Here is a 21,088-nt window from a genome sequence, read left to right on the forward strand (position 1 = left end):
ACCCTCTACTCACCGCCGACGAAACCCCCTCGAGCTTCCGCCGGGTGTGCCCCCACGCTCACGGCTCAGTTCATCCATCATCGACCGGACACCGGTCAACGACCACACAGGAGAATTGTGGCTGTCAAGATTCGTCTGAAGCGCCTCGGCAAGATCCGGGCGCCCTACTACCGCATCGTCGTCGCCGACTCGCGCACCAAGCGCGACGGCCGCGTGATCGAGGAGATCGGCAAGTACCACCCGACCGAGCAGCCCTCGTTCATCCAGGTCGACTCGGAGCGCGCGCAGTACTGGCTCGGAGTCGGCGCGCAGCCGACCGAGCAGGTCGCCGCGATCCTCAAGCTGACCGGCGACTGGGGCCGCTTCAAGGGCGACGCCGACGCCGTCAGCACCGTCCAGCTGAAGGAGCCCAAGGCTCCGTTCGTCGTCGACGCGAAGAAGAAGCCCGTCCTCAAGCCGAAGTCCGAGGCTCCGGCCAAGGCCGCCCCGGTCGAGGACACCGCCGACGAGACCTCCACCGAGGCGTAGTCAGTGCTCGCTCCCGCCGTCGAACACCTCGTCAAGGGGATCGTCGAGAACCCCGATGAGGTCAGTGTCGTGGCCACGAGCTCCCCGCGCGGAGAGGTCCTCGAGGTGCGCGTGCACCCCGAGGACCTCGGCCGCGTGATCGGACGCTCCGGTCGCACCGCCAAGGCCGTCCGCACTCTCGTCGCCGCGCTCGCCGACGGGCGCCGCGTGCGCGTCGACGTCGTCGACACCGACAAGTAGAGGTGTCGGTCACCGGACCGGGCACGACGCAGCTCCGCGTCGCCCGACTCACCAAGGCACACGGGCTCAAGGGCGCCATCAAGCTCGAGCTCTACACGGACGAGCCCGACAAGCGCTTCACCCCCGGATCCACGTTCACGCTGCAGGTCCCGCGCACCTCCGAGTGGCACGGCAGGAAGCTCGAGCTCGTCGAGCTGCGCTGGTACAACAGCCACCCCGTCGCGTTCTTCCGAGGCGTCGACGACCGCAACGCCGCTGAGACCCTCCTGAAGGCGATCCTCTGGATCGACGAGGAGGTGCAGACCCAGCCGGGCGAGGACGACTCCTGGTACGACTACCAGCTGGTCGGCATGAAGGTCGTCCGCGACGGCGTCGAGGTCGGCACCGTCCGCCGCGTCGACCACTTCCCCGCGCAGGACCTGCTCATCGTCGGTACCCCCTCCGGCGAGGTGATGGTGCCGTTCGTGAACGCGATCGTCCCCTCCGTCGACGCCGCGGCCGGGATCGTCACGGTCACGCCTCCGATCGGCCTGTTCGAGGAGGCTCCCGAGGAGGAGCCCGCCGCGGTCGACCTCAGCGGCGTCGACCTCGCGGACCCGGCGCTGAGCGCGCCTGCGGACGCCGACGAGCCGGACGCCTCCGATGACGCGGACTCCGCTGACGCGGACGCCGCTCTCGAGGAGCCCGCCGACGACGAGACCTCGGCCGCCTCCGACGCCGCCTCCGAGGAGGAGCCCCGGTCGTGAGGATCGACATCGTCACGATCTTCCCGGAGTTCTTCGGCGTGCTGGACATCAGCCTGCTCGGCCGTGCGCGGCAGAGCGGGCTGATCGAGCTCGGCGTGCACGACCTGCGCGACTTCACCCACGACCGCCACCGCACCGTCGACGACACGCCCTACGGCGGCGGCGCGGGCATGGTGATGCGACCGGAGCCGTGGGGCGAGGCGCTCGACACTATCCTCGACGGTTCGGACGACCCGGTCGTGATCTTCCCGTCGCCCGCGGGCGAGCTGTTCAGCCAGGCGACCGCCCGCGAGCTCGCGGAGGAGTCCACCCTCGTCTTCGGCTGCGGCCGCTACGAGGGCATCGACCAGCGCGTCGTGGACCACACCGCCGAGCGCGCGCGGGTCCGGCTGATCAGCCTCGGCGACTATGTCCTCAACGGAGGAGAGGTCGCCGTGATGGCGATGATCGAGGCCGTCGGACGCCTGGTCCCGGGCGTCGTCGGCAACCCGGCGAGCCTGGTCGAGGAGAGCCACTCCGACGGGCTGCTCGAGTACCCGAGCTACACCAAGCCGGCCTCCTGGCGGGGCCTCGACGTCCCTCCGGTGCTCCTCAGCGGCAACCACGGGGCGATCGCCGCCTGGCGCCACGAGCAGAGCGTCGAGCGCACCCGCCGCGTCCGCCCCGAACTGCTTCCCTAGCCCCGAGCCGCACGGTCACCGGGCCGCGAGGGCCAGGTGCCGGTCGCGGAGGGCGAGGAAGAGGGGGAACGCGAACGCGAGGGCGACCAGCGGCGCGAGCAGCACCAGGATCCACACGCGGCGCATCCCGATCCGGCGGCCCTCCACCACCATGAAGGCGACGGCTGCGATCGCGACGACCAGCAGGTCGGTCGAGAACGACGACACCCACGGCCCGCCTGCGGCGAGGCCGGCGAGCAGGTCCGCGCCCTCCTGCATCGCCCTCACGTTCCAGGTCCAGGTCCCGATCAGCCCGGCGAGGGCGAGGACGAGGTAGACGATCCCGAGCGGCGTCCAGCCGCGGCGCAGCCGGCTCATGCGCGGGCCTCCGTTCGTGCGAGGGTGAGGATCGTCCCTCCGGCGAGGGCGACCACGGCCACAGTAGCGACGGCGAGGGTCAGCGCGTCCGGTGCGGTCAGCGCCTGTCCGCGCAGCGCCTGCCAGCAGGTGAGGGCGACCGCGGCCGCCCAGCCCGCCGAGGCCAGTGCGACGAGCCGCAGCCGGGTGCATCCGGGGCGCAGCACGGGGATCCGGGGTGCCAGCCGTCCGAGCAGCAGCGCGAGCAGCGGGAGCCCCTGCAGGGCGTGCATCCCGACGAAGTGCGGGATGCGCAGATCGCCCCCCGTGGTGCTCCAGCCCAGGAGGGGGAGGCCGGGTCCGCCGTCCGCGACTCCGACGGCGTGCGCACCGACGACGCCCTGGTAGTCGCTGATCTGGCCGGGCGAGGGCCCCGTCATCAGGAACGCGAGGGCCATCCCGACGAGCCCGATCACGAGTCCGGTGCGCACGGCGAGCGTCAGCGCCGGGTCGCCGAGCGGCACCCGCGCCAGGAGGGCGGCGAGGACCAGAGTCGCCAGCCAGACCACCACGATCGAGACGGCCATCGAGGCCCAGAGCGCGGCGTGCAGGGGAGTGGAGACGTCGAAGTGGCTGCGCTCGCCGACCAGGGCGGCGCCTCCGATCACGACCATCTCGACCGCCAGACCGACCGCCGCGACCGTGCCCAGCGCTCGGGCGAGGCGGCGCCGGCGGGGCACGAGCCCGATCAGCCAGGCGAGCGTCACGGCGTACAGCGCGATCGAGAGGCAGAACTTCAGCGGCTTGCCCCAGAGCGGCTGCCCGCCGAGCTCGCGGGGATCGACGACCAGCGCGATCGCGCTGAGGAGGGCACCGACCGCCATCGCGGCAGCGAGCACCAGGAGCGGCCGGTGCGGAGCAGCGGAGGCCGTGCGCGCGGGCGTCTCGGTCGCGGCGCTCATCGGGGCACCTCCGTCGAGCCGAAGCGGCTCTGCGTCTCGCGCGCCTGGGCGACGCGCCGGAGCGACTGCAGCACCACGTCTCCGAGCGCGGTGCCGACGGCGGCGACGGCAGCCTGCTCGCTCACGCTCTCGCGGGCCTGCAGCTCGTCGAGGTCGGCGGAGGCGACGAGGGCGGCGGCGCGGGCGTAGGTCTCGAGCCAGCCGGCGCTCATCGGTCCGGTGGAGAGCTCGAGCGCGTCGAGCGCCCGTGCCGCCGTCGCGACGGCAGGGTGGCCGCAGTGGTCGGAGCCCGCGGCCTCGGCGATCCGCCGCGTCGACGCCTCGGTGGCGGACGCGGTCGAGTCGGCGCTCACGGAGACCACGTCCTGCGCCACCTCGAACGCTGCTGTCGGACCGACGCCCGCGTCGAGCGCGGCCGTGATCCGCTTCGCGCCGGCGATGCCGACGCCGCCGCTCTCGATGAGCGCCCGGAGCAGCGTCAGGCGGGCGACATGAGCGTCCCCGTACTCCGCCCGCTGGGGGCCGGCGGCGTCGCCCGGCGGCAGCAGCCCCTCCCGGATGTAGTACTTGATCGTGGGCAGGCTGACGCCGCTGCTGCGGCTGAGCTCCGAGATTCGCACGTGGACAGTATTGCTATCGGATAGCAGTACTGTCCACCGCTTGGTCAGTCCCGTGCGGACAGGACGATGTTCCCCGTCTCGGTGATGGCGATCGTGTGCTCCATGTGGGCGCCGCGAGAGCCGTCACGGCTGCGGAGGGTCCAGCCGTCCTTGTCCGTGTAGATCTCGTCGGTCGTCTGCAGGAACCACGGCTCGATCGCGACGACGAGGCCCGGGCGGAGCGGGTAGCCGCGGCCGGCGCGTCCGTCGTTGGGGATGTGCGGATCGCCGTGCATCGTGCGGCCGACGCCGTGGCCGCCGAAGTCGGTGTTGATCGACAGGCCCTCGGCGTGTGCGACGGCCGCGATGGCCGCGGAGATGTCGCCGATCTTCTTCCCGGGCTGCGCGGCGGCGATGCCGGCCTCGAGCGCGCGGGTGGTGGTGTCGATGAGGGCGAGGTCCTCCTCGCGCGGCGTCCCGACCACGACGCTGATGGCCGAGTCGGCGACCCAGCCGTTCACGGAGGCGGCGAAGTCGAGGGTGAGCAGGTCGCCGTCCCTCAGCCGGTAGTCGAAGGGCAGGCCGTGCAGCACCGCGTCGTTGACGGAGGTGCAGATGACCTTGCCGAAGGGACTCGCGCCGAAGGAGGGGTGGTAGTCGATGTAGCAGGACTCGGCGCCGGCCGTGCGGATCATGTCGTGGGCGAGCCGGTCGAGCTCGAGCAGGTTCACGCCGACCGCGGCAGCGGCGGAGGTGGCCTTCAGTACCTCGCCGACGAAGCGGCCGGCGGGACGCATCTCCTCGATCTCGGCGGGGGTGCGTAGCTCGATCATCCTGATCCTCTCGGGGTCCGCTGAGCCGTCGCTCAGCGGTGGTGGGTACGGTCGGTGCATGCGCACGCGACGGGCATTCGGTTCCTGGCAGTTCCCGGCGGCGATCGTGCTGCCCTTGTGGATCCTCCTCGGCTACGGGGTCTTCGGGGGATCGAGCGGCTGGACCGTGCTCGGCCTGGTGATCGCCCTCCCCATTCTGGCGGTCGCGCTGGCGGCTGTGGCCGCGATCGTCGCATTCCGGGTGACCGTTCGGCCCACGCGCACTCCCGCGTGGGGCGACGTGGCCGTGGTCGGCGCCTGGCACCTCTCCCTGATCGCCTTCGGCTTCTTCCCGCCCGGCGCCTGGGCGCTGGGCCTGCTCTCGGTGGTCCTCGGAGTGGCGGCCTTCTGGCACTCGGCGTGGCGGTTCCTCGCCGACGCGAGGGCCACTCTCCTCGCCTTCTCGGAGGCGGCGTCCGTGCAGGCCGAGGGCGCTCACCGCCCCGTCGCCGGCGAGGGCTTCGACCCGGAGCGCCCGCAGGACGGGCAGACCATCGTCCTCTGAGGGTCGGGCGTCCCGAGAGGCGCTGTCTCCCGCGAGGCCCCGCCCTGCTCCACAGCTCGGCCCTCTCGACGGACCCGCCCTCTGCGCGGCTCTGCCCTCCGGGTGACCCTGCCCTCCAGACGAGCCTGCTTTGACTCGGATCGACGCGGCATGGCAGAATGAGCGCTTGTGCCTCGCGCAGGCTCTGCCACAGGGGAGCCGCGACGACGTGGGCACGACCGACTTCCATCAACGAAACGGTGTTCGACCTGTGGCGGGCACGGAGAGCGATACAGCATGCACATCCTCGATTCCGTCGATGCGGCGTCCCTCCGCAGCGATGTCCCGGACTTCCGCGCCGGCGACACCGTCAAGGTCCACGTCAACATCGTCGAGGGCTCCCGCTCGCGCATCCAGGTCTTCCAGGGCGTCGTCATCGGCCGCTCCAACGAGGGCGTCCGCGAGACCTTCACCGTCCGCAAGGTGAGCTTCCAGGTCGGCGTCGAGCGCACGTTCCCCGTGCACTCGCCGGTCATCGACCACATCGAGGTCGTCACCCGCGGTGACGTCCGTCGCGCGAAGCTCTACTACCTGCGCAACCTGCGCGGCAAGAAGGCCAAGATCAAGGAGAAGCGCGACGCCTGAGCGGCTTCCGCACGACTTCTCGGGAACCCCGGTCCACCTATGATGGACCGGGGTTCCTCCCTTTCTCGGGGGCGATCCGTCCGGGGAGTCCACCCGGTGATGCACAGTAGGGGCGACGGCGAGCGATGACAGACAGCACGGCCCCGGTCCGCCTCCCCGGAGGCGAGGACCACGCCCGCCACTCGGCGGATCCGTCCGAGAAGCGCCCGCGCAAGCGCCGGGGTGTCCTGCTCTTCCTCCGCGACGTGCTGATCATCTTCGTGGTCGCGGTGCTCGTCTCCTTCCTCGTGAAGACCTTCCTGATCCGCTCGTTCTACATCCCCTCCTCCTCCATGGAGCAGACGCTCGTCGAGAACGATCGCATCCTCGTGAACGAGCTCGTACCCGGAGTGGTGAAGATCTCGCGCGGCGACGTCGTCGTCTTCCGCGATCCCGGCGGATGGCTCTCGCCGAGCTCCGAGCCCAACGTGCCGCCGTTCCAGGCTGCGGTCGACTCCGCCCTCGCGCTCGTCGGCCTCACCGCTCCCGACAGCAACGACCACCTCATCAAGCGCGTCATCGGCCTGCCCGGCGATCACGTGACCTGCTGCACACCGCTCGGCCAGGTCGAGATCAACGGCAACCCGATCGACGAGCCCTACGTGAAGCTGCCGGACGGGGTGCAGGCCGTCTCGGCCACCCCCTTCGACGTCGTCGTGCCCGAGGGCTCGCTCTGGGTGATGGGCGACAACCGCTACAACTCCGCCGACTCCCGCTACAACACCGACAAGCCGGGCGGCGGCTTCGTGCCGATCGACAACGTCGTGGGCCGCGCGATCCTCGTCACCTGGCCCGTGCAGCAGTGGGCGTGGCTCGACGACTACCCGTCGGTGTTCCGCGGAGTCGACACCGAGGCCTCCGAGGAGGGCTCGGACGACGCGCAGAGCGGGCAGGGCTAGGTGGTCGTCGCCGAGCCGACGCTGACGCAGGAGCGGCGCTTCTTCCGGCAGGGCTACGAGACGGTCATCGGCTGCGACGAGGTCGGCCGCGGCGCGATCGCCGGCCCGGTGTCGGTCGGCGTCGTGTCGATCGGCAGCCGCTGCGGGCGCTTCCCCGAGGGGCTCCGCGACTCCAAGATGCTCGCTCCCGCCCGCCGCGAGGCGCTCCTGCCGGGGGTGGCGAAGTGGGTCTCCGCCTGGGCGATCGGCGAGTCCTCGGCGGACGAGATCGACGAGACCGGGATCATCGCCGGCCTCGGCCGCGCCGCGTCGAGGGGCATCGAGCGCCTCGCCGACCAGGGCGTCGACCTCGCCACCGCCGTCGTCCTCCTCGACGGCGCTCACGACTGGCTGACGCCCGCGCTGGGCGAGTGGGCGGCCGAGTTGACGATCGTCACCCGCGTGAAGGCCGACCGCGACTGCGCCGCCGTCTCCGCCGCCTCCGTGCTCGCGAAGGTGGGCCGGGACGGTCAGATGGTGCGCCACCACGACGACTTCGCCGACTACGCCTGGGACAGCAACAAGGGCTACGGCAGCGCCGCGCACTGGGCGGGGATCGAGCGGGTCGGCCCGTCCCCGCTGCACCGGGTGACCTGGCTGTCGAAGTCGCGGGAGAGCGTCGAGGAGCCGCTCCCGGCGTTCGTGCCCGTCGGCTCGGCGTAGGATTGTCCAACGATGGATGAGGACGAATTCGAGGACTACGACCGCGAGGTCGAGCTGGCACTGTACCGGGAGTACCGCGACGTCGTCTCGCAGTTCTCGTACGTCGTCGAGACCGAGCGCCGGTTCTACCTGGCGAACGAGGTCGACCTGGTTCGCCGCGACACCGAGCAGGACTTCTACTTCGAGCTCACCATGCGCGACGTGTGGGTCTGGGACGTCTACCGCTCCGACCGCTTCGTGAAGTCGGTGCGCGTGCTGACCTTCAAGGACGTCAACGTCGAGGAGCTCTCCCGCAAGGAGTTCGAGCTCCCCAAGGAGCTCGCGCTCGACGAGTAGGACGCTGTCGCGGCAGGCTCCGGACCCCTTGCTGGTCGCGTAGCCGCCTCCGACGGCGCATCGAGACCCGGTGCCAGGAGCCCCACCCCGCTCCGGAGCTCTCTCGGATGCGCGGCTCCGAGGGTCTCGTCTTCACGCGGCGCGCATTCCTCCTGCTGGTCGCGTAGCGGTCCCGGCGCCGTATCCAGACCCCGGACCGAGGTCCCTCCCCACGCACCTCCTCGGCCGTCTTCTCCCCGGATCCCCCTCTCGGCCGTCCAGCGCTCCTCCCTGGTCCTGCACGCTTCCGGCAGGAGGACGCATGGACAAGGACGAACTGGGGCGGCGCGGCGAGGAGATCGCGGCGGCGCACCTGAGAGACAACGGATTCGAGATCCTCGACCGCAACTGGCGGGTCCGCGAGGGCGAGCTCGACATCGTGGCCCGCGACGGGTCGGCACTGGTCGTGGTGGAGGTGAAGACGCGCTCATCGACGCGCTTCGGACTGCCGGTCGAGGCCATCACGCGGGCCAAGGCGCAGCGCCTGCGCCGACTCGCCTACGCCTGGGCCGACGAGCACCACGAGCGCTCCCGGCATCTGCGGATCGACGCGGTCGGCATCGTCGCTCCCGGGGGAGTCCCGTCGCAGATCCGGCACCTGCGGGCGGTGGCCTGATGGGCCTGGGAAGGACCACGGCGGTCGGTCTCGTCGGCTTCGCGGGAGCCGTGGTCGGGGTGGAGGCGCACTCGGCCGACGGCACCCCGGGAATGGTGATCATCGGCCTGCCCGACGCCGCGCTCGCGCAGGCGAAGGAGCGGGTGCGCTCGGCGGCGATCAACTCCGGCAGCACCATCGCCGAGTACAAGATCACCGTGAACCTCTCGCCGGCCGCGATGCCCAAGCACGGCTCCGCCTTCGATCTCGCCATCGGGCTGGCCGCGCTCGCGTCGCTCCGTGAGGTCGATGCGGAGTCGGTCGCCGCGGTCGTCCACATCGGGGAGCTCGGCCTGGACGGCCGGCTGCGCTCCGTCCCGGGCGTGCTGCCCGCGGTGCTCGCGGCCGCCCGCGAGGGCAGGCGCCGCGTGATGGTCCCCGTCGAGGACCGGCTCGAGGCGGAGCTGGTCGACGGCGTCGAGGTGATCGCGGTCTCCTCGCTGGCGGCGGCCGCCGTCTGGCACGGAGCCGAGTGGGAAGTGCCGGTGCTCCCCGAGGCCGCGCCGCCGTCTGAGACGGTGTCCGAGCCGGAGGCCCGTTTCGACCTCTCCGACGTGGTGGGGAACGAGGAGGCGGCCGAGGCGATGGTCGTCGCGGCGGCGGGCGGGCACCACGTGTTCCTGCTGGGGCCTCCCGGCGCCGGGAAGACGATGCTCGCCTCGCGCTTGCCGGGCATCCTCCCCGACCTCGACGACGATGCAGCGCTCGAGGCCACCTGCATGCGCTCGCTCGTCGGAGCGCCGACCGGTGGCGCGCTGGTGCGCAGGCCGCCGTTCGAGAGTCCGCACCACTCGGCCTCCTCCGCAGCGATCGTCGGCGGGGGCAGCGGCCGCATCCGTCCCGGCGCGGTCGCCCGCGCCACCAGGGGCGTGCTGTTCCTCGACGAGGCCCCCGAGTTCTCGTCCGTCGCCCTCGACGCCTTGCGCCAGCCGCTCGAATCCGGCGTGATCCGCATCCACCGCGCGAACGCCGTCGCCGAGTTCCCCGCGCGGGTGCAGCTCGTCCTCGCGGCGAACCCGTGCCCGTGCGGCCGCTTCGGCATCCCCGGAGAGACCTGCACCTGCGCTCCCTCGGTCCGCCGCCGCTACCTCGCGCGGCTCAGCGGACCGCTGCTCGACCGCGTCGACATCCGCCTGACGGTCCGCCGCATCAGCGCGGCTCAGCTGGCTGCACGTCGAGACACGTCCGGAATGTCGACGGCGCAGGCTCGCGCCCGTGTCGCCGCGGCGCGGTCCCTGGCAGCGGCTCGCCTCGCCTCAACTCCGTGGACGCTCAACTCGGAGGTCTCCGGCGCCTGGCTGCGCTCGGACGCGGTGCGCCCGACCAGTGCCGAGTCCCGCACGCTCGACCGGGCTCTGGAGCGAGGTCTGGTGACCATGCGCGGCTACGACCGGGTCCTGCGCCTGGCCTGGACGCTCGCGGACCTCGACGCAGCCGACCGGCCGTCAGCAGCCCACCTCGCGCGCGCGCTCGCCCTTCGAGGAGGTGCCGCGTGATCCGGCCCGACGCGCTCTTCGACGGAGCGGAGCTCGACGCTGTTCGCCGACTGCTGCCGAGCGGCGCAGCCGATCCGGACTCGGCGGCCGACGGCGAGCCTTCGGGTGAGTCCGGCTGCGCTCGGAGCGCACTCGTCGACGCTGCTGCCCGGTGCGGCTGGAACTCTCTGACCGAGCCCGGCGACTCCGTCGCCGCCCTCCTCATCGAGAGGGTCGGCGCGGCCGAGGCCTTCGCCCACGTCGTGTCCTCGTCGTCCGCGGAGGAGATCCTCGCGCCCCCGCATCGCGCTCCCTCCGACGAAGGAGGCGGGGCGCTCGCGCCCCTCGACTCCGAGGTCGCCGCGCTCCAGTCGGGGCTGGCGCGCTGGCGACCGCGCCTGGACCGCAGGCTCCTGTTCCGACGTCTCGAGATCGCCGAGCGACTCGGCGCCCGACTGCTCCTGCCCGGGGCTCCCGTGTGGCCCGAGTCGCTCGACGACCTCGGGCCGCACGCGCCACTCCTGCTCTGGCTGCGCGGTGATCCCGCCGCCTTCGATCCGCCGCACCGCCTCGCCCTCGTCGGCGCCCGCGCTGCGACCGGTTACGGCGAGCACGTGGCCGCCGAGCTCGCCGCGGGCGTCGCGGCGCGAGGCGTCTCCGTCGTCTCGGGCGGTGCCTTCGGGATCGACGCGGTCGCCCACCGCGCCGCCCTCGGCTCCGGAGGCCGGACGGTCGCCTTCCTCGCCGGGGGAGCGGACCGCCTCTACCCGACGGCTCACGCCGACCTCCTCCACCGCATCATCGCCACCCCCGGCTGCGCCGTCGCGACGGAGGTCCCGCCGGGCACCACGCCCACCCGCTGGCGATTCCTGCAGCGCAACCGCCTCATCGCCGCCTCCACCGTGGGCACCGTCGTCGTCGAGGCCGGCGCCCGCTCCGGATCCCTCAACACCGCCGGCCACGCGGCTGCCCTGGGCCGCCCCCTCGGTGCGGTCCCGGGCCCGGTCACCAGTGCCTCCTCCGCCGGCTGCCACCGGCTCCTCCGCGAGTACGCGGCGACCTGCGTCACCTCGCCGGCGGATGTGCTCGAACTGCTCGCCGTCGGCGACGCCGACGGATCGTGCCGAGCGCTGACCGCGGCTGAGGCGCGAGTCCTGGCCGTCGTCGAATCCGAAGGAGGCTGTGACGCCGCAACCGTCGCCCGGCTCTCCGGGGATTCGCTCGATTCGGCACTGTCGGCGCTGGGTGCGCTCCTCGCAGACGGACGCGTCCACCGTTCCGAGGACGGGGACTGGGAGCGGGCACCCGGGTGAGCGGCCCCGCCGCCGCGGCGCTGTCGGCGGTCCGCCCTACGCTGAAGGGGCATCGGCGAGGGGAGCGGCATGGACGCCACGGCAGCAGGACACGGCGGAGAGCGCCCGCAGCTCGGGCACTTCCGCGCCGCCGACAGGGTCATCGCGCATCTGAGCGACACGCACCTGCTGGCCGACGGCGCTCCGCTCTACGGGAAGGTCGACACGGTCGCCCGCCTCGCGCAGGCGGTCGGCCGGCTGGCCGAGCGCGGCGGACGCCTGGACGCGATCGTGGTGACCGGGGACGTCGCGGACCGCGGCGAGGAGGACGCCTACCGGCGCGTGCGCGAGCAGCTCGACCCCGTGGGCGAGCGGTTCGGCTGCCCGATCGTCTGGGTGATGGGCAACCACGACGAGCGCGGAGCCTTCCGGCGGGTGCTCCTCGAGCAGGACCCGGCGGGCGCGGGACCCGTGGACCAGGTCGTCGACCTCGGCGGGCTCCGGCTCATCGCGCTCGACAGCGCGGTGCCCGGCTTCCACCACGGCGACCTCACCGACGCCCAGCTGGCCTGGCTGAAGGACGAGCTCGCCGCACCGGCCCCGCTCGGGACGATCCTCGCCCTGCACCACCCTCCGCTGCCCACGCCGCTCGGCGCGATGACCGTGCTCGAGCTGCGGGGGATCGACCGCCTCGAGGAGGTGGTGCGCGGAACCGACGTCCGCGCGATCCTCGGCGGCCACCTGCACTACCCCACGGCTGCGACCTTCGCGGGCGTGCCCGTGCTCGTCGCCGGCGCCACCAGCTACACGATGGACCTCGGAGCGCCCGAGCGGGAGCTCGCCGGCGTCGACGGAGCGCAGAGCCTCTCGCTCGTCCACGTCCACCCGGAGACGGTGGCCGCCTCGTTCGTGCCGACGGCACCGGCCCCGATCGCGACGCGGTTCGGCACCGACCTGATCGAGCGGCTCGAGGGGCTCGACGAGCAGGGGCGCATCGACCTCTGGTCGCGGATGCCGGACGGATCATGACCGGCGAGACGCTCGCCGACTCGGTCGAGCACTTCCTCCGTTACGTCCTCGACGAGCGGTCCCTCTCGCCCGCCACCGCGAAGGGCTACCGCTCCGACCTGGCGCGCCTGATCGCCCACACGGAGGAGAAGGGGCGGCTCCTCACCGCCGAGCTCGACCTCGAGCTGCTGCGCGACTGGCTCTGGCGAGAGTCGGAGTCGGGGATCGCCCGCGCGACCCTCGCCCGGCGCACCGCGGCCGTCCGCTCCTTCTCCTCCTGGGCGCATCGGACCGAGCGGCTCCCCGTCGACGTCGCCGCACGCCTCAAGACGCCCAAGTCGGGACGGACACTGCCGCGGGTCCTCACGCTCCCGCAGGCGGAACAGGTGCTCGACACGGTCGCGGCGCGAGGCGCGACCGAGGACCCGGTGGCGCTGCGGGACCTCGCGATCGTCGAGCTGCTCTACGCCTCCGGCATCCGCGTCTCCGAGCTGGTCGCCGTCGACCTGGGCGACGTCGATCTCGGCAGGCTCACCGTGCTCGTCACCGGCAAGGGCGCCAAGCAGCGGGTCGTCCCGTTCGGCGTGCCCGCGAAGGAGGCGCTCGTCGACTACCTGGAGCGCGCCCGACCCTCTCTCGCCACCGGCGACGGGAGCGGGGCCCTGCTGCTGGGACGGCGGGGCGCGCGCCTCACCCCGCGCACGGTCTACGGCGTGGTGGCGAGGCTCCTCGACGTCGGGCAGGGCTCCGGACCGTCCGGTCCGCACACCCTCCGCCACACCGCGGCGACCCATCTGCTCGACGGCGGAGCCGACCTCCGCGCCGTCCAGGAGCTGCTCGGCCACGCGAGCCTGGGCACCACGCAGATCTACACCCACGTCTCGACCGAGCGGATCCGCGACGCCTACCGCCTCGCCCACCCCCGCGCCTGACCGGACGCGCGAGTCACCGGACGCACCCTTCCGCGCCACTCGCTCAACACCCTGCGCCACGTCGTCCATCGGCAGAAGCACCGCCCGGGGGATCCCGCCGAAGAACCGCATCGGCGAGACGTAGTCGCCACCCTCGCGGACGCCGAGGTGCACGCACCTCCCGTCGCAGTGGCCGCCCGCACCCACTGCTCCGACGGGCTGGCCCGCGGTGAGGACGTGCCCCGCCGTCACCGATCCGTCGACCGGCTCGACCGTCGAGACCAGACCGTCCGCGTGCACGATGCTCACCACGGACCGGTCGACCACCCTGCCCGAGAACGACACGGTGCCCGCCGCGACGGCGACCACGGGCTGCCCGGCCGCTGCCGCGAGGTCGATCCCGCGGTGCCCGGGGGCGTAGCGGTGGGCCGGCGCGCCCCACGGCTCCACGACGGAGAACCCCGGGACGGGTGAATTCCACCGCGGGTCGGACCGGCCGGGGGACGAGGTGCCGGAGGGCGAGGCGCCGAGAGGCGCCCCGACGAGCAGAGCGGCGAGGGCGAACACGCCCGGGCGCAGGAGTCGGGATCGGAGCATGCGGCCACCCTCCTGGAGCCGGTCCGGGACCGGTGGTCGGCCGAGCGGATCAGGGGAGGAGAGCGCGACGGGCCCGGCTGTGGAGGGAGGACATCGGCCGGGGGAGAGCGCAACCCGTCCCGGTGGTGCCGCGGCGAGGAGTAACGTGCCGGTGATCCGGCTCGGGAGCGGCACCCCGCCCCCACCGGCGGCGAGAATCGGAGACGACCATGACCAGCGGACGATCTGACACGACCAGCGGGAGAGCGGACATCCCGAACCCCTCGGCGGCGAAGCTGAAGAGGAAGGTGATCGGCCTCGCGATCGCGGCGGCGGTCGGCGGCTTCCTCTTCGGCTTCGACTCGTCGGTGGTGAACGGTGCCGTGGAGGCGGTGCAGGGCGAGTTCCAGCTCTCGGCCGCGCTGATCGGCTTCGCCGTCGCCTCCGCGCTGCTCGGCTGCGCACTCGGCGCGTACCTCGCGGGCCGCCTCGCCGACCGCTGGGGCCGCATCAAGGTCATGCTGCTCGGCGCCGGGCTCTTCTTCATCTCCTCGATCGGCGCCGGCGCGGCGTTCGCGGTCTGGGACCTCGTGCTCTGGCGCGTGGTCGGAGGCCTCGGCATCGGCATCGCCTCCGTGATCGCTCCGACCTACATCTCGGAGATCGCGCCCAAGGCCATCCGCGGAGCTCTCGCGTCGCTGCAGCAGCTGGCGATCACGCTCGGCATCTTCGCCGCCCTGCTCTCGGACACCCTCATCGCGAACGGCGCGGACGGCGCCTCCGAGCCCTTCTGGTTCGGCGTCGCCGCCTGGCGCTGGATGTTCATCGCCTGCGCCGTGCCGGCCGTGATCTACGGCCTCCTGGCCCTGACCCTGCCGGAGTCGCCCCGCTACCTCGCGACCCGCGGCCGCTCCGAGGACGCCCGCGCGGTGCTCGCGACGGTCACGCCGCGCGACGAGGTCGACGAGGCGCTCGCGGACATCCAGAAGAAGATCGACGAGGACTCCGAGAACGCGAAGCGCTCCAGCCTCCGTGGCCCCGCCCTCGGCCTGCTCCCGGTGGTCTGGGTCGGCATCCTGCTGTCGGTGTTCCAGCAGTTCGTGGGCATCAACGTGATCTTCTACTACTCCACCTCGCTCTGGAGCGCGGTCGGATTCGACGAGTCCAACTCCTTCGCGATCTCGGTCTTCACCTCGGTCGTGAACGTCGTCGTCACCTTCGTGGCGATCTTCCTGGTCGACAAGGTCGGCCGGAAGCCGCTGCTGCTGGTCGGATCGGCCGGCATGGCCGTCTCGCTCGCACTGATGGCCATCGCCTTCAGCCAGTCGACGATCAGCGGAGAGGACGTCTCGCTGCCCGGCGCCTGGGGGCCGATCGCCCTCGTCTCGGCGAACGCGTTCGTCGTCTTCTTCGGTGCGACCTGGGGCCCGCTGGTATGGGTCCTCCTCGGCGAGATCTTCCCGAACCGGATCCGAGCGGCCGCGCTCGGCCTGGCGGCCTCGGCCCAGTGGATCGCGAACTTCGCCATCACGGTGACCTTCCCGATCCTCTCGCAGGACGTGTCGCTCACCCTGGCCTACGGCCTCTACGCCGCCTTCGCGGCGATCTCGTTCGTCTTCGTCTTCATGTTCGTGCCCGAGACCAAGGGCCGCTCTCTGGAGGAGATGGACACCCTGCACATCCGCACCGTGATGAAGTCGGCGCGCAAGTAGCACCGGCCTCCCGCGCCCCGACGGCCGCCCTCCCGCAGCAGCGGGGGAGGCGGCCGTCCTGGTGCTAGACTCCACGGAGCACCTCGCTCGTCGGGGTGACTACGCGCGCCCATTCGGCCTCCGCTCCCCACGGTCCCTCTCCGCTCATGCGGCCGGGGCGGGAGTGCGCCGGGCGCCAGGGCGACGTGCCGACCGGCCGTCGCAGACAACCGAACGGGAGTTCGGCGCCGTCGTGCGCCCGGGCCCCGAGACAAGGAGAACGACTCATGGCAGTCGTCACCATGCGCCAGCTGCTCGACAGCGGCGTCCACTTCGGGCACCAGACCCGTCGCTGGAACCCGAAGATGAAGCGCTTCATCCTGACCGAGCGCTCGGGCAGCTACATCATCGACCTCCAGCAGTCGCTGGCCTACATCGACAAGACCTACGACTTCGTCAAGGAGACGGTCGCCCACGGCGGCACCATCCTCTTCGTCGGCACCAAGAAGCAGGCGCAGAACGCGATCTCGGAGCAGGCGACCCGCGTCGGCCAGCCCTACGTGAACCAGCGCTGGCTCGGCGGCCTCCTGACCAACTTCCAGACGGTCTCGAAGCGCCTCGCCCGCATGAAGGAGCTGGAGGAGCTCGACTTCGACGACACGTCGAAGAGCGGCTTCACCAAGAAGGAGCTCCTCATCAAGAAGCGCGAGCTCGACAAGCTGCACAAGTCGCTCGGCGGCATCCGCAACCTCTCGAAGACGCCGTCGGCCCTCTGGGTCGTCGACACCAAGAAGGAGCACCTCGCGATCGACGAGGCCAAGAAGCTGGGCATCCCGGTCATCGGCATCCTCGACACGAACTGCGACCCGGACGAGGTCCAGTACCCGATCCCGGGCAACGACGACGCGATCCGCTCGGTGAGCCTGCTCACCCGCATCGTCGCCGACGCCGCGGCCGAGGGCCTCATCCAGCGCCACCAGAAGCCCGAGGCCGAGGGCAACGTCTCCGCCGTCGAGCCGCTGGCCGAGTGGGAGCAGGAGCTGCTCTCCACCGGTGCGCCCGCCGCCGACGTGCAGGAGCCGAACGAGCAGGCCGGCGCGGAGACCGAGAAGGTCGCCGACGCCGAGGCCGAGACCGCCGACGAGGCCGTCGTCGAGGCCGAGACCCCCGCCGCGGAGAAGGCCCCCGAGGCCGACGCCGCCGCGACCCCGACCGACGAGACCGCCACCGCCTGACACCCCGTTCCGTGACGGGGGTCGGACGCCGCACCCGCGGTCGTCCGGCCCCCGCTCGGTCGGTGCACGTTCACCACGAGTAAGAACCGCCGTCACCTCGGCGTGCTGGGCTCCTCCCGTGAGCCCGCCGCGAGTGACGGCGCCACAGGGTTTCCGAACCAAGAGGAGTTCCGAGAACATGGCAAATTTCAGCCTCGCTGACGTCAAGACGCTGCGCGAGCAGCTCGGTACCGGCATGGTCGACACGAAGAACGCGCTCGTCGAGGCCGACGGCGACCTGGACAAGGCGGTCGAGATCCTCCGCCTCAAGGGCGCCAAGGGCAATGCGAAGCGCGCCGACCGCTCCACGAGCGAGGGCCTCGTCGCCGCCGCCGAGAAGGACGGCGTCGCCACGATGATCGAGCTCGCGTGCGAGACCGACTTCGTCGCCAAGGGCACGAAGTTCATCGCCCTCGCCGACGCCGTGCTCGCCGCGGTCGTCGCCGCCGGCTCCACCACGGTCGAGGAGGCCCTCGCGGCCCCCGCCGACGGCAAGACCGTCGCCGACCTCATCAACGACGAGGCCGCGATCCTCGGCGAGAAGGTGGAGCTGCGCCGCGTGGCCTCCGTCTCGGGCGAGCACTTCGCGATCTACCTCCACAAGACGAACAAGGACCTGCCCCCGCAGGTCGGCGTGGTCGTCGGCTACGCGGGCGAGGACGCCGAGACCGCGCGCTCCGTCGCCCAGCACATCTCGTTCGCGAACCCGTCCTACCTCTCGCGCGAGGACGTGCCGCAGTCCGAGGTCGACAACGAGCGCCGCATCGTCGAGGAGATCTCGCGCGGCGAGGGCAAGCCCGAGGCCGCCCTGCCGAAGATCATCGAGGGACGCGTGAACGCGTACTTCAAGCAGGTCGCGCTGCTCGACCAGGACTACGCGAAGGACAACAAGCTGTCCGTCAGCAAGGTCCTGAGCGACGCGGGCCTGACCGTGTCGGGCTTCGCCCGCTTCAAGGTCGGCGCCTAACAGCACTGCAGGAGGGAGTCCGGGTCGTTCAGTCGACCCGGGCTCCCTTCGCTCTGCCCGGGGCGGCCCCGGGCGTGGTCGCGGGGTCCGCTCCGCGCGGGATAGGTTTGTACGGGTCTACGGGAGGAAACGTCCATGACGGAGACGGATGCGATGACGACGGGCAAGCGCCGCAGGGTGCTTCTGAAGCTGTCGGGGGAGGCGTTCGGAGCCGGCACGCTCGGCGTGAACCCGGACGTGATCAGCGCCCTGGCGCGCGAGATCGCCGATGCCGCGACCGAGGTGGAGATCTCGGTGGTCGTCGGCGGCGGCAACTTCTTCCGCGGAGCCGAGCTCTCGCAGCGCGGCATGGACCGCGGCCGGGCCGACTACATGGGCATGCTGGGCACGGTGATGAACGCCCTCGCCCTCCAGGACTTCCTCGAGCAGGCGGGCGCCGAGACGCGCGTGCAGTCCGCGATCGCGATGACGCAGGTCGCGGAGCCCTACATCCCCCGCCGGGCGATCCGGCACATGGAGAAGGGCCGCGTCGTCATCTTCGGCGCCGGCGCCGGACTCCCGTACTTCTCGACCGACACGGTCGCCGCGCAGCGCGCGCTCGAGACGCACGCCGACGTGGTCCTCGTCGCCAAGAACGGTGTGGACGGCGTGTACGACGCCGACCCGCGGACGAACCCCGACGCGAAGAAGCTCGATGCGCTGACCTACCAGGAGGCGCTCCAGCGGGGCCTCAAGGTGGTCGACTCCACCGCGTTCAGCCTCTGCATGGACAACGGCATGCCGATGCAGGTCTTCGGCATGGAGCCCTCGGGCAACGTCGCGAAGGCCATCCGCGGCGCCGAGCTCGGCACGCTCGTCTCGAACTAGACTGACCACTTCCCTCTCTTAAGGAGCTCCCTGTGATCTCGGATGTACTGGCCGACGCGAAGACCAAGATGGGCAAGGCCGTCGAGGTCGCCAAGGAGGACTTCTCCACGGTCCGCACCGGACGCGCGAACCCCGGCATGTTCCAGAAGGTGCTGGTGAGCTACTACGGCACCCCGACGCCGCTGTCGCAGCTCGCCTCGATGCAGAACCAGGAGGCCCGCACGCTCGTCCTGACGCCCTACGACAAGGGCTCGCTGCGCGACATCGAGCAGGCCATCCGGGACATGCCGAACCTCGGCGCGAACCCGACCAACGACGGCACGATCATCCGCGTGACCCTGCCGGAGCTCACCGCCGAGCGCCGCAAGGAGTTCGTCAAGATCGTCCGCACCAAGGCCGAGGACGCCAAGATCGCGGTGCGCAACATCCGCCGCAAGGGCAAGGACGACCTCGACGCGCTGAAGGGCGACATCGGCGACGACGAGCTCGCCCGCGGCGAGAAGGAGCTCGAGGCGCTCACGAAGCAGCACGTCGACGCGATCGACGAGGCGCTCAAGCGCAAGGAATCCGAACTGCTCGAGGTGTAGCGGTGCCCGAGATCCCCGAAGGACCCGAGGGCGGCGAGAAGAGACCGTCTCCGCACGTCCCGGGTGCCCGGGGATCCCGGATGGTCACCCGCGACGCGCTGCGTGCGCGCGCCCAGCAGGGCCGGGCCGACGTCGAGCGCCAGCTCGAGGCGACCCGCGCCCAGCTCGAGGCGACGAACGACCGCCTGACCGCGCGCTCGGGCCGGAACCTCGTGTCGGCGACCGCGATCGGACTCCTCGGCGGCGGTGCGATGGTCGTCAGCCTCCTCCTGGTCAAGGAGCTCTTCATGGTGCTCGCGGGGGTGGTGGTGCTGCTCGCGGCGCTGGAGCTCTCGAACGCCCTGCGCCACGCCGGTCGCGACATCCCGCGCATCCCGACCGGGATCGTGGCGGTCGTCGCCGTGCCGGCCGCCTACTACGGCGGCCTCGGCGCCGCGTGGGCCACGGTCCTCGGCGGATCCGTCCTCGTCGGCCTCTGGCGGCTGGGGGAGCAGCTCTTCCGGCGCACCGCCTCCAGCCGGAGGGACCTCGCCCTCGACATCGGCCTCGGCGCGTTCGTCCAGGGCTACACGACCTTCCTCGGCGCCTTCGCGATCCGTCTCGTCGCCGAGCCCGGCGGCCAGCTCTGGGCGTTCGCGTTCCTGGTGCTCGTGATCGTCGTCGACACCGGCGCCTACGTGAGCGGACTCACCTGGGGCAAGCACCCGATGGCACCGCGTATCAGCCCGAAGAAGACCTGGGAGGGGTTCGCCGGTGCGGCCGTAGCGGGGATCGTCGTCGGCGTCCTGCTCGCCCTGCTGATGCTCGGCCAGTCCTGGTGGGTCGGTGCGGTGTTCGGGGCCGTGGTGCTGCTCACCGCGACGCTCGGCGACCTCGCCGAGTCGCTGATCAAGCGCGACATCGGCATCAAGGACATGAGCTCCTGGCTGCCCGGCCACGGGGGAGTCCTCGACCGGCTGGACTCGATCCTGCCGTCGGCCGCAGCGGCCTACGTGCTGTACTTCCTCTTCGCCCACTGAGCGCACGCCTCGCCGGGGCGTGCCGATTCCGCTCCCGGCGCGCGGCTTGGCATGATGTCGGGATGACCGCTCCCTTCCCCCGAGCCCGCGAGTCCCGTCCCGGCTACGACACGGCCGAGGTCGACTCCTTCCTCGCGTCGGCGCGCGAGGCCTACTCGCAGCTCTCCGGGGGACCGGCGGACCTCCGCGCCGCCGACCTGCGCCACACCGCGTTCACCCTGCGCAAGGGCGGCTACTCCGCGCCCCACGTCGATGCGGCGCTCGAGCGCCTCGAGGACGCCTTCGCCCTGCGGGAGCGCCAGTACGCGATCGCGGCCCGGGGCGAGGAGGCGTGGCTCGCGGACGCGCGGTCGACCGCCCAGGAGATCGTGAACCGGCTGGCCCGCGCTCCGCGCGAGCGGTTCACCCGGGCCGGCGCTCTCACGACGGGCTACAACATCCGCCAGGTCGACGCCTTCGCCGACAGGATCTCCGGCTACTTCCGCGACGGATCGGTGCTGACCGTGGACGACGTGCGGACCGTCTCCTTCGCCCCGCAGCGCGGCGGGTACGCCGAGGCCCAGGTCGACCTGCTGCTCGACACGGTCGTCGACGTGATGCTGGCGGTCCGCTGACCGGAGCCGGATCTGCTGGCCGATCAGGTCATCGTCCGTTATGCT

25 protein-coding genes and 1 pseudogene are annotated in these 21,088 nt (G+C 71.9%); 21 read left to right on the forward strand and 5 right to left on the reverse strand.

The window, feature by feature from the left end:
* Positions 1 to 117: 117 nt before the first annotated feature.
* The 4 genes from rpsP to trmD are packed head-to-tail and all read left to right on the forward strand — an operon-like array spanning position 118 to position 2,194.
* On the forward strand, positions 118 to 528 hold the full coding sequence (rpsP, locus tag C5D04_RS09195) for a 30S ribosomal protein S16 (protein WP_104347620.1): 411 nt from the start codon (positions 118 to 120) through the stop codon (positions 526 to 528).
* A gap of 3 nt (positions 529 to 531) precedes the next feature.
* A complete protein-coding gene (locus C5D04_RS09200) occupies positions 532 to 768 on the forward strand; it encodes an RNA-binding protein (RefSeq protein WP_068210678.1) in 237 nt (78 codons plus the stop codon).
* A 2-nt stretch (positions 769 to 770) separates the two neighbouring features.
* Positions 771 to 1,514: a ribosome maturation factor RimM gene (rimM, locus tag C5D04_RS09205; RefSeq protein WP_104347621.1), complete on the forward strand. Its 744-nt coding sequence runs from the start codon at positions 771 to 773 to the stop codon at positions 1,512 to 1,514.
* Positions 1,511 to 2,194: a tRNA (guanosine(37)-N1)-methyltransferase TrmD gene (trmD, locus tag C5D04_RS09210; protein WP_104223910.1), complete on the forward strand. Its 684-nt coding sequence runs from the start codon at positions 1,511 to 1,513 to the stop codon at positions 2,192 to 2,194. The genes rimM and trmD overlap by 4 nt, the downstream gene beginning before the upstream one ends.
* Before the next feature lie 15 nt (positions 2,195 to 2,209).
* Here trmD and C5D04_RS09215 read toward each other — a convergent pair whose 3' ends face one another.
* From C5D04_RS09215 to map, 4 genes are read right to left on the reverse strand one after another with little or no spacing between them, the layout of a single operon-like run.
* The gene (locus C5D04_RS09215) at positions 2,210 to 2,551 is read right to left on the reverse strand and encodes a DUF2834 domain-containing protein (RefSeq protein ID WP_104232491.1); all 342 of its coding nucleotides are present in this window, start codon (positions 2,549 to 2,551) and stop codon (positions 2,210 to 2,212) included.
* Positions 2,548 to 3,492 carry a hypothetical protein gene (locus C5D04_RS09220; protein WP_104347622.1) on the reverse strand — a complete coding sequence of 315 codons (945 nt, stop codon included), beginning with the start codon at positions 3,490 to 3,492 and terminating at the stop codon, positions 2,548 to 2,550. The genes C5D04_RS09215 and C5D04_RS09220 overlap by 4 nt, the downstream gene beginning before the upstream one ends.
* Positions 3,489 to 4,112 (reverse strand): MerR family transcriptional regulator, encoded by a 624-nt coding sequence (locus C5D04_RS09225; RefSeq protein WP_104226873.1) that lies wholly within the window; start codon positions 4,110 to 4,112, stop codon positions 3,489 to 3,491. The genes C5D04_RS09220 and C5D04_RS09225 overlap by 4 nt, the downstream gene beginning before the upstream one ends.
* A gap of 44 nt (positions 4,113 to 4,156) precedes the next feature.
* The gene (map, locus tag C5D04_RS09230; RefSeq protein WP_104319244.1) at positions 4,157 to 4,924 is read right to left on the reverse strand and encodes a type I methionyl aminopeptidase; all 768 of its coding nucleotides are present in this window, start codon (positions 4,922 to 4,924) and stop codon (positions 4,157 to 4,159) included.
* A 58-nt stretch (positions 4,925 to 4,982) separates the two neighbouring features.
* Between map and C5D04_RS09235 the strand changes: the two genes are divergently transcribed.
* The 10 genes from C5D04_RS09235 (at position 4,983) to C5D04_RS09280 (ending at position 13,469) form a co-directional block, all read left to right on the forward strand.
* Positions 4,983 to 5,468 (forward strand): hypothetical protein, encoded by a 486-nt coding sequence (locus tag C5D04_RS09235; RefSeq protein WP_104223905.1) that lies wholly within the window; start codon positions 4,983 to 4,985, stop codon positions 5,466 to 5,468.
* A 276-nt stretch (positions 5,469 to 5,744) separates the two neighbouring features.
* Complete coding sequence (gene rplS, locus C5D04_RS09240) at positions 5,745 to 6,092, forward strand: 50S ribosomal protein L19 (protein ID WP_104223904.1); 348 nt, start codon at positions 5,745 to 5,747, stop codon at positions 6,090 to 6,092.
* Positions 6,093 to 6,217: 125 nt separating this feature from the next.
* On the forward strand, positions 6,218 to 7,030 hold the full coding sequence (gene lepB, locus C5D04_RS09245) for a signal peptidase I (protein WP_104223903.1): 813 nt from the start codon (positions 6,218 to 6,220) through the stop codon (positions 7,028 to 7,030).
* Positions 7,031 to 7,732 (forward strand): ribonuclease HII, encoded by a 702-nt coding sequence (locus tag C5D04_RS09250; protein ID WP_104292189.1) that lies wholly within the window; start codon positions 7,031 to 7,033, stop codon positions 7,730 to 7,732.
* A gap of 12 nt (positions 7,733 to 7,744) precedes the next feature.
* Positions 7,745 to 8,068 (forward strand): DUF2469 family protein, encoded by a 324-nt coding sequence (locus C5D04_RS09255; RefSeq protein WP_104347624.1) that lies wholly within the window; start codon positions 7,745 to 7,747, stop codon positions 8,066 to 8,068.
* A gap of 301 nt (positions 8,069 to 8,369) precedes the next feature.
* Positions 8,370 to 8,723, forward strand: coding sequence for a YraN family protein (locus C5D04_RS09260; protein WP_104223901.1), 354 nt, complete (start codon positions 8,370 to 8,372; stop codon positions 8,721 to 8,723).
* Positions 8,723 to 10,258 (forward strand): YifB family Mg chelatase-like AAA ATPase, encoded by a 1,536-nt coding sequence (locus C5D04_RS09265; RefSeq protein ID WP_104295444.1) that lies wholly within the window; start codon positions 8,723 to 8,725, stop codon positions 10,256 to 10,258. The genes C5D04_RS09260 and C5D04_RS09265 overlap by 1 nt, the downstream gene beginning before the upstream one ends.
* Positions 10,255 to 11,550 carry a DNA-processing protein DprA gene (dprA, locus tag C5D04_RS09270; RefSeq protein ID WP_258062879.1) on the forward strand — a complete coding sequence of 432 codons (1,296 nt, stop codon included), beginning with the start codon at positions 10,255 to 10,257 and terminating at the stop codon, positions 11,548 to 11,550. Before C5D04_RS09265 ends, dprA begins: the two co-directional genes overlap by 4 nt.
* A 69-nt stretch (positions 11,551 to 11,619) precedes the next feature.
* Positions 11,620 to 12,558: a phosphodiesterase gene (locus tag C5D04_RS09275; RefSeq protein ID WP_104223899.1), complete on the forward strand. Its 939-nt coding sequence runs from the start codon at positions 11,620 to 11,622 to the stop codon at positions 12,556 to 12,558.
* Positions 12,555 to 13,469 carry a tyrosine recombinase XerC gene (locus C5D04_RS09280; RefSeq protein WP_104295445.1) on the forward strand — a complete coding sequence of 305 codons (915 nt, stop codon included), beginning with the start codon at positions 12,555 to 12,557 and terminating at the stop codon, positions 13,467 to 13,469. Before C5D04_RS09275 ends, C5D04_RS09280 begins: the two co-directional genes overlap by 4 nt.
* A 123-nt stretch (positions 13,470 to 13,592) precedes the next feature.
* Here the strand turns inward: C5D04_RS09280 and C5D04_RS18875 are convergent.
* Positions 13,593 to 14,045, reverse strand: a pseudogene (locus C5D04_RS18875) (murein hydrolase activator EnvC family protein); the annotation flags it as partial.
* Positions 14,046 to 14,254: 209 nt separating this feature from the next.
* Here C5D04_RS18875 and C5D04_RS09290 point away from each other — a divergent pair.
* The 7 genes from C5D04_RS09290 to C5D04_RS09320 all read left to right on the forward strand — a co-directional run bounded on the left by C5D04_RS09290 (position 14,255) and on the right by C5D04_RS09320 (position 21,043).
* A complete protein-coding gene (locus tag C5D04_RS09290; protein WP_104223897.1) occupies positions 14,255 to 15,736 on the forward strand; it encodes a sugar porter family MFS transporter in 1,482 nt (493 codons plus the stop codon).
* Between the two features lie 266 nt (positions 15,737 to 16,002).
* A complete protein-coding gene (gene rpsB, locus C5D04_RS09295; protein WP_104347625.1) occupies positions 16,003 to 16,950 on the forward strand; it encodes a 30S ribosomal protein S2 in 948 nt (315 codons plus the stop codon).
* A 178-nt stretch (positions 16,951 to 17,128) separates the two neighbouring features.
* Positions 17,129 to 17,956 (forward strand): translation elongation factor Ts, encoded by an 828-nt coding sequence (tsf, locus tag C5D04_RS09300; protein WP_104223895.1) that lies wholly within the window; start codon positions 17,129 to 17,131, stop codon positions 17,954 to 17,956.
* A 153-nt stretch (positions 17,957 to 18,109) separates the two neighbouring features.
* A complete protein-coding gene (pyrH, locus tag C5D04_RS09305) occupies positions 18,110 to 18,823 on the forward strand; it encodes a UMP kinase (RefSeq protein ID WP_374952923.1) in 714 nt (237 codons plus the stop codon).
* Positions 18,824 to 18,855: 32 nt separating this feature from the next.
* Positions 18,856 to 19,410 carry a ribosome recycling factor gene (frr, locus tag C5D04_RS09310; RefSeq protein WP_104232499.1) on the forward strand — a complete coding sequence of 185 codons (555 nt, stop codon included), beginning with the start codon at positions 18,856 to 18,858 and terminating at the stop codon, positions 19,408 to 19,410.
* Between the two features lie 80 nt (positions 19,411 to 19,490).
* Complete coding sequence (locus C5D04_RS09315) at positions 19,491 to 20,429, forward strand: phosphatidate cytidylyltransferase (protein WP_104347626.1); 939 nt, start codon at positions 19,491 to 19,493, stop codon at positions 20,427 to 20,429.
* Positions 20,430 to 20,491: 62 nt separating this feature from the next.
* Entirely contained in the window at positions 20,492 to 21,043 is a 552-nt protein-coding gene (locus C5D04_RS09320) for a DivIVA domain-containing protein (RefSeq protein ID WP_104226865.1), read from the forward strand.
* The last annotated feature ends 45 nt before the right edge of the window (positions 21,044 to 21,088 follow it).

The organism is Rathayibacter sp. AY1D2 (assembly GCF_002932695.1).
In the GTDB taxonomy this organism is placed as follows: Bacteria; Actinomycetota; Actinomycetes; order Actinomycetales; family Microbacteriaceae; genus Rathayibacter.